Origin of the sequence: Listeria rocourtiae FSL F6-920, from assembly GCF_000525975.1 — a bacterium.
Taxonomy (GTDB): domain Bacteria; phylum Bacillota; class Bacilli; order Lactobacillales; family Listeriaceae; genus Listeria_A; species Listeria_A rocourtiae.
Genome location: NZ_AODK01000053.1, coordinates 23,061 through 30,072, shown reverse-complemented (window position 1 = coordinate 30,072; position 7,012 = coordinate 23,061). Strand labels below are relative to the sequence as shown.

Here is a 7,012-nt window from a genome sequence, read left to right as displayed (position 1 = left end):
ATTGACTTCGCTAGCAAATTTCTTTACTAGTAGTTTTTTTGGAAATAGCTCTCTATTTCCGCCCTGCGATTCTTACCTAGAAACATTACTGTCTCTATTGGTTTTATCTTTGTTTCTGTTCAGTTTTCAAAGGTCAATCTCTCATACGCTTTAATCTAGCAGCGACCTACTTATATTATCATTCGGGCTAATCTTTGTCAACAGTTTTTATCTTTTTTTTTGAATAAAAGTTTAAACCTTGTTTTTTTAAGTAATTCCAAAGAAATATCTTGGAAATCCTTTGTTATTAGCCGTTTTTTTGTTGTTGTATAAGTGGCACGATTACTAGAATACCATGTATATTCTATAAACGCAATAGTATTGCTTAAATTTATTTATATTTATTTATTTTATTGTATATTAGCTAGGTCGTATAGATGCGTAAACCTTTTTCTGAAAAGCTTTCTCTTAATGCAGAATCTAATTCTTTTCCTGTTATGATACTTGTGATATCAGTAAAATCAGCATATTTATATAGTGATATTCTTCCAAATTTCGTATGATCAGTTACTAAAAACACTTCTGTTGCGGAATGAAGCATTTGGACCTTTGCCGGTACTAGGTACTCATCGTAGTGCATGAGGCCTTTCTCTAAATCGATGGCTGGTGTCGTCACAAAAGCCTTGTGTACATGCAAGTTGCGAAGGGTTTCTTCCGTAATCATTCCGTTTAGCATATAGGTTTCTGGGTACAAGACGCCTCCTGTAACAATGACTTTGATGGCAGAATTGCGCAAAATTGTGGCTACATTGATGTCATTTGTTATAACAGTAAGCTTCGTGTAATTTTGGATCGCTCTGGCAATATGGCCGGTTGTTGTTCCAGAATCAAGAATGATTGTATCACCATCCTCAATAAGTGATGCTGCATAAGATGCAATACGTTGTTTCTCTTCAAATTGAACTTCTTCTCGCTTTTGAAATTCTGGTTCGGAGATGATTTTTTCTTCTATCATAACGCCACCGTGAGTCCTCTTTAGCTTTTTTTTCTTCTTCTAATGTTGTTAAATCGCGACGAATTGTGACCTCATGGACTTTGAAATAGCGAGCCAGTTCGTTGACACTTGCTATTTTTTTGTTTTTTACATAGTTTAAAATGGCTTGCTTACGTTCGATGGAAAGCATCTTCTTCTCCTTTCTTAGTTTAAACTAAACAAGAAATCTGCGTGGCACTTCCTAATTTCTGGAGGTTTCACGCAGATTCGTATTGTTATCTCAAACGTTTTTCTAGCTCTGCTTTCATTTCTTCATAGCCTGGCTTACCTAATAGTGCAAACATGTTAGCCTTATATGCCTCAACACCCGGTTGGTCAAATGGGTTTACACCGTTTAGATAGCCACTTACGCCAACTGCAATTTCAAAGAAGTACACGAGATACCCAAATGAATAGGCATCTAGCGCAGGAACTTCTACGACAAAATTAGGAACGTCGCCATCTGTATGAGCAAGTAATGTGCCTTGGAAAGCTTTATCGTTTACATAGTCAACCGTCTCTCCTGCTAAATAATTCAGTCCATCCAAATCATTGTCTTCTTTATTAATTATGATTTCATGACGAGCTTTAGATACTTTAACAACTGTTTCAAAAATGTTGCGGCGTCCTTCTTGTATATACTGACCAAGGGAGTGTAAATCAGTAGAGAAGTTAGCGCTGGATGGGTAAATTCCTTTTTGATCTTTTCCTTCACTTTCGCCAAACAGTTGCTTCCACCATTCATTGAAGTATTGCAAGCCTGGCTCGTAATTGATAAGTAGCTCTGTTACTTTGCCTTTGCGGTAAAGAACATTGCGAGCTGCTGCGTATTGATATGCAATATTTTTATCTAATTCTGGGCTACTAAAATCAGCACGTGCCGCATCAGCGCCTTGCATCATTGCTTCGATATCTACACCACTTGCAGCAATCGGTAATAATCCAACAGCTGTTAATACTGAGAATCGACCACCGACATCATCAGGAACGACAAATGTTTCGTAGCCCTCAGAATTTGATAGTTCTTTTAACGCGCCTTTAGCTTTATCTGTTGTTGCATAAATACGTGACTTAGCCTCTTCTTTGCCGTATTTTTTTTCTAAAAGTTCTTTGAAAATACGGAATGCGATTGCTGGTTCCGTCGTTGTTCCTGATTTAGAAATAACGTTGACAGAGAAATCTCTACCATCAATCACTTCGATTAAGTCATGCAGATAACTTGAACTAATACTGTTCCCGGCGAAAAATACTTGTGGCGCTTGGCGTTTATCTTTATCAAGTACATTGTAGAATGCATGGTTCAGCGTCTCAATTGCCGCGCGGGCACCAAGATAAGAGCCACCAATGCCGATAACGATAAGGACTTCGGAATCCTCTTTGATTTTTGTTGCTGCTTTTTGGATGCGGGCGAATTCTTCTTTGTCGTAATCACGAGGTAAATTGATCCATCCCAGATATTCGTTACCTGCGCCAGTGCCATTATGTAAGGCGTCGTGTGCTGCTGTGACAGCTGGTTGTAAATAGTCGATTTCATGTTGCTCGAAAAATTTCAATGCGTTTGAATAATCAAATTGAATATGAGTCATCATTTTCCCTCCAAATTTAGTGCCTATTTATAGTATTTACTTTATATCAACTAAGCCCATTTAGCAAGAATTGTGTGTCTTAACTTTCTTGTGGCAAAATATACGGTACACCATGTTCTAAAACAAGTTTGTTGATTGCTACGTCCTGTTCTTGAAGTAAATCGTCTGCTTGCGGAATTGAGGTCCACCTTGCATGAAAAACGCTGTCATCCTTTTCAATGGTAAGAAAATCTCCTGTTGCGGTGGCCTTATAGACAAATAAGCAGACATGTTCCCAAGCCGTTCTGCGTTCTTTTACATATAGTAAGCTATCTATGGCACAATCAATCCCCGTTTGTTGTTTAACCTTTGAAAGTAGTGCTTGCTCTAGTGTTTGGTCAGTTTCTACTCTACCGCCTGGAAACGCCCACTTCAAGTCGCGATTCTTCACGAGCAGAATGTCGTCCTTTTTTTCATTGTAAATAAATCCCTTAACTAACAATACCCTCTTCATGAACAGACCTCCCTTAAGACCTTATATTTAAAATTATCTAAAAATTCAAACGCACAAAACACTCATTAACTATGTTGTCTAAAATGTTTGTTAATTAAAAACAGAAAACCTTATGATTAGGAAACTCCTAGTTGAAGTCTCCTAAGTTCCTCGGTTTTATTTGTCTGCTTTGTCTACCCACTCTTGTAGCTTATCGCGTAATGTATTGAAACCTTCATCCGGGCCTGATGACATTTGTTTTTGTGGACGTCTTGATTCTTGTTTTGCTTTTACTGGCGCTTCTTCTGTTGCGCGGATAGATAGGCTAATTTTATTTGTTTCATTATTGATTTCTAGAATTTTGACTTTTACTTCTTGTCCAACTTCTAAAAACTCATGTACATCTTTCACAAAACCGTGATGGATTTCTGAAATGTGTACTAATCCTTGTGTTTTGTCATCCAATGCAACAAATGCGCCGTAACCTTGAATTCCTGCAACCTTACCTGTAATGATATCGCCGACTTTAAACTCACTCATAATATATACCTACTTTCTGACTTTCAATAATTACAAATTATATCACTCCCCTCCAAAATACACAATTATTAGATTTACCTTGTGTCTTCTTTCATGTGGGTTTGTGATACAATGGGACTGGAAAGTGTATTTTGAGGAGGTTTTAACAATGAGTCTTTTTGATGAAGTAATCCCGCGTATTGGTACTAATAGCGAAAAGTGGGACGATGTGAAGCATTTATTTGGTACAGAAGATATTATTCCAATGTGGGTAGCAGATATGGATTTCAAACCACCATATGCTGTTCATCAGGCATTCCAAAAGCTGCTAGATCACGGAATTTTTGGTTATTCGATGACGGTTCCAGGATTGAAACCTAGCATTGTTAATTGGTTGGCTACGCGACACGATTATAAGGTGTATGAAGCCAATATTTTTCTAAATGCAGCGGTTGTTCCCTCTCTATCCATGGCTATTCGTTCGTTAACAGAAAAAGGCGATGGGGTTTTGATGCACTCGCCCGTTTACCATCCGTTTTTCCTAGTGACTGAGCAGACGAAGCGTAAGGTAGTGATGTCCTCGCTCGTATATAAAGATAGCGCTTATACAATTGATTGGACTGATTTTGAGGAAAAAGTGCAACACGTGAAGTTATTTATCCTTTGCAATCCACATAATCCCGGTTGTCGTAGCTGGTCACGTGCTGAGCTTACTCGCATGGCGAAAATTTGTGAGCAATACGGGGTGCCTATTATTTCGGATGAGATTCATTCAGATTTAACGATGCCTAATGTGAAGCATTTGCCACTTGCTGTCGCTGCTCCTGACTATCAATCGCAAATTGTAACGTTGATGGCACCAACAAAGACGTTTAATCTAGCAGGAATGAAGGCTTCGTTTTTTATTACAACCAATCCTGATTTTCAAGCAAAATTTGAATATGAGGCAAAGTACACGTCACGTCCAGAGTTAAATTCTTTCGGTGCTGTCGGGATGGAAGCTGCTTACCTGTTCGGTGCAGAATGGGTCGATGAGTTACGTGATTATATTTTTGCGAACTATCAATATACGGAAGCTGAAGTTAAAAAGCATTGTCCGACTGTTGGTGTGACAAAACTTGAAGCTACATATTTAATGTGGTTAGATTGCCGCGCGCTCGGTTTGGATGATAAAACAATCTATCAAAATTTGATTAATGCTGGTGTTGGTGTGCAGATGGGTTCTGATTTTGGCGTTGCTGGGTCGGGATTTGTGCGTCTGAATATCGCTTGCCCAAGAGAGACATTGGAAAAAGGCGTTGCTTGCTTAATTGAAGGTTTGCAGAAAACTCATTGATCGGCTTTTCACGATTTGTTTGTTATACTTGATTTGGGAAATTAAAAAATGAGGAGTTGAAAAAATATATGTTTTTAGGACTTCGTGAATTATTTTATTCGAAGTTACGCTATTTTTTAGTGACAGGGATTATGATTTTAATTGTATTATTATCCTTGTTTCTATCAGGGCTCGCGAATGGATTGGCGTATGATAATGCCTCTTCTGTTGCAAATAATGATGTGCCATATTACGTCTTAGCTAAAGACGCGCAGGGAAAAGTGGAACGTTCGTTATTTCCTGAATCAGACTTGGCGGGGATTAAGGACGTTAAGAACGTGAAAGATGCCGCGGTTCTTGGTCAATCCATGCAGACTCTAAAACGGGCAGACGATGGGAAGAAATTCAGTATGGCCGTTTTCGCAATTACGCCAGGTAGTTTTTTGGAACCAAAAGTAACGTCAGGATCACAGATGAGCGTGACGAAACCAGACGGTGTTATTTTGGACTCATCGCTAGAAGGTGATTTGAAGATTGGCGATGTGTTGGAAGATGATATTTTGAATAAGCAGATGACGGTTATTGGTTTTGCAAAGGATCAGAAATATAGTCACGCACCGATTGTCTACATGAATATGGCGATTTGGCAAGCAATAAATCCGAGTCTTTACCATCAAAAAATTCCACAAACGAGTACCATTGCTGTTCTTGCAGATAATCCGGATAAAAGTATTTCAATCGATAATAAGGAATTAACAACTATTACGCATAAAGACTTCCTTGGTCAAATTCCTGGTTATTCAGCAGAACAAATGACTCTAAACATGATGATTTTCTTCTTGATTGTCATTGGCGGCTTTATTTTGACGGCTTTCTTCTATATAATGACATTGCAAAAAACAGGCCAGTTTGGTATTTTGAAAGCACTGGGGACAAAGACAAGTTATTTGGTGGCAAGTGTTGTTTCGCAAGTGTTATTGATTTCCGTTGTGAGCATCGGCATTAGTATCGCTGCAACCGCTGGGCTTTCGATGATTATGCCTGATGCCATGCCATTCCGTCTAACCGGCTTGACGATGGCGCTTTACAGCGGGTTGTTTTTTGCTGTAGCAGTTATCGGTTCCCTTTTATCACTTATCAAAATTGCTAAAGTAGATGCGCTGGACGCAATTCGGGGAGGCGATCAATAATGACAGCTCTTTTGAAATTCGAAAATGTAACAAAAACCTATCCTTCTGGTCCCACGACAATCCATGCATTGCGTGAAACTAATTTTGAGGCTAATGCTGGAGAATTAATCGCGATTGTTGGACCTTCTGGCTCTGGGAAAAGTACTTTCTTATCTTTGGCCGGCGCGTTACTCACACCAACCTCAGGCGAAATCACGATTAATGGGAAAATTATCAGTAACCTTTCAAAAAAAGCGCAAACAGAATTGCGTTTAGCAGAAGTCGGATTTATTTTCCAAGCAGCACATCTTGTTCCTTATTTGAAAGCTCAACAGCAACTCGAGTTTATTGGCAAATTGGCTGGACAAGATAAGCAAGATGTAGCAACAAAAAGTGAAGTGCTTCTCACCCAACTGGGTCTTGGTGACCGTCTGCAATTTTATCCGAAAGACTTATCTGGTGGAGAAAAGCAACGGGTTGCCATTGCACGATCGCTAATTAATGAACCGGCAGTAATTTTAGCGGATGAACCAACTGCAAGCCTTGATTCTACTCGAGGGCGGGAAGTTGTGGAATTGCTTCGTGATGAGATAAAAGGCAAAGAGCGTGCTGTCATTATGGTAACGCACGATGAACGAATGTTAGATTTATGCCATCACGTTTACCGAATGCTAGATGGTGTTTTAATAAAAGATTCATGAGAAAAGCGATGCACTTCAACCTTGGAGTTGCATCGCTTTTGTGTGGTAATAGTTCTTTATGCTTTCACAGGTTTCTCATACCTGCTGCAATGAGAATTTTTATTTTTGTTACTGCTCGTTTCGTTGTTACCGGGTTATCTCGAATATAATAGCTTTACCTGGTCTAGGCGTCAGGCGGATACTGTACATATCTTTTTAAACTGTAAATTTATCGTTCATCATATTGTTTCGGATGGAT

6 protein-coding genes and 1 pseudogene are annotated in these 7,012 nt (G+C 39.1%); 3 read left to right on the top strand and 4 right to left on the bottom strand.

Features of this window, described 5'->3' with window-relative positions; genetic code table 11:
• Positions 1 to 403 precede the first annotated feature (403 nt).
• From PROCOU_RS14375 to yugI, 4 genes and pseudogenes are all read right to left on the bottom strand, one after another.
• Positions 404 to 1,163 (bottom strand): annotated as a pseudogene (locus PROCOU_RS14375) (DeoR/GlpR family DNA-binding transcription regulator).
• An 85-nt stretch (positions 1,164 to 1,248) separates the two neighbouring features.
• Positions 1,249 to 2,598 carry a glucose-6-phosphate isomerase gene (locus PROCOU_RS14370; RefSeq protein ID WP_036073693.1) on the bottom strand — a complete coding sequence of 450 codons (1,350 nt, stop codon included), beginning with the start codon at positions 2,596 to 2,598 and terminating at the stop codon, positions 1,249 to 1,251.
• 79 nt (positions 2,599 to 2,677) lie between these two features.
• On the bottom strand, positions 2,678 to 3,091 hold the full coding sequence (locus PROCOU_RS14365; RefSeq protein WP_036073690.1) for an NUDIX hydrolase: 414 nt from the start codon (positions 3,089 to 3,091) through the stop codon (positions 2,678 to 2,680).
• A 156-nt stretch (positions 3,092 to 3,247) separates the two neighbouring features.
• Positions 3,248 to 3,610, bottom strand: a complete 363-nt coding sequence (gene yugI, locus PROCOU_RS14360; protein WP_036073688.1) for a S1 domain-containing post-transcriptional regulator GSP13 — start codon at positions 3,608 to 3,610, stop codon at positions 3,248 to 3,250.
• Between the two features lie 148 nt (positions 3,611 to 3,758).
• On the opposite strand from yugI, the gene PROCOU_RS14355 reads away from it, so the two are divergent.
• From PROCOU_RS14355 to PROCOU_RS14345, 3 genes are all read left to right on the top strand, one after another.
• Positions 3,759 to 4,925 (top strand): MalY/PatB family protein, encoded by a 1,167-nt coding sequence (locus tag PROCOU_RS14355; protein WP_036073686.1) that lies wholly within the window; start codon positions 3,759 to 3,761, stop codon positions 4,923 to 4,925.
• Between the two features lie 68 nt (positions 4,926 to 4,993).
• A complete protein-coding gene (locus PROCOU_RS14350) occupies positions 4,994 to 6,094 on the top strand; it encodes an ABC transporter permease (RefSeq protein WP_036073684.1) in 1,101 nt (366 codons plus the stop codon).
• Positions 6,094 to 6,774: an ABC transporter ATP-binding protein gene (locus tag PROCOU_RS14345; protein WP_036073681.1), complete on the top strand. Its 681-nt coding sequence runs from the start codon at positions 6,094 to 6,096 to the stop codon at positions 6,772 to 6,774. The genes PROCOU_RS14350 and PROCOU_RS14345 overlap by 1 nt, the downstream gene beginning before the upstream one ends.
• Positions 6,775 to 7,012 lie beyond the last annotated feature (238 nt).

Bases quoted from the DNA above. Each gene is read 5' to 3' on its own strand.
- PROCOU_RS14370 (WP_036073693.1), bottom strand. From the start codon at position 2,598: ATGACTCATATTCAATTTGATTATTCAAACGCATTGAAATTTTTCGAG.
- PROCOU_RS14365 (WP_036073690.1), bottom strand. From the start codon at position 3,091: ATGAAGAGGGTATTGTTAGTTAAGGGATTTATTTACAATGAAAAAAAG.
- yugI (WP_036073688.1), bottom strand. From the start codon at position 3,610: ATGAGTGAGTTTAAAGTCGGCGATATCATTACAGGTAAGGTTGCAGGA.
- PROCOU_RS14355 (WP_036073686.1), top strand. From the start codon at position 3,759: ATGAGTCTTTTTGATGAAGTAATCCCGCGTATTGGTACTAATAGCGAA.
- PROCOU_RS14350 (WP_036073684.1), top strand. From the start codon at position 4,994: ATGTTTTTAGGACTTCGTGAATTATTTTATTCGAAGTTACGCTATTTT.
- PROCOU_RS14345 (WP_036073681.1), top strand. From the start codon at position 6,094: ATGACAGCTCTTTTGAAATTCGAAAATGTAACAAAAACCTATCCTTCT.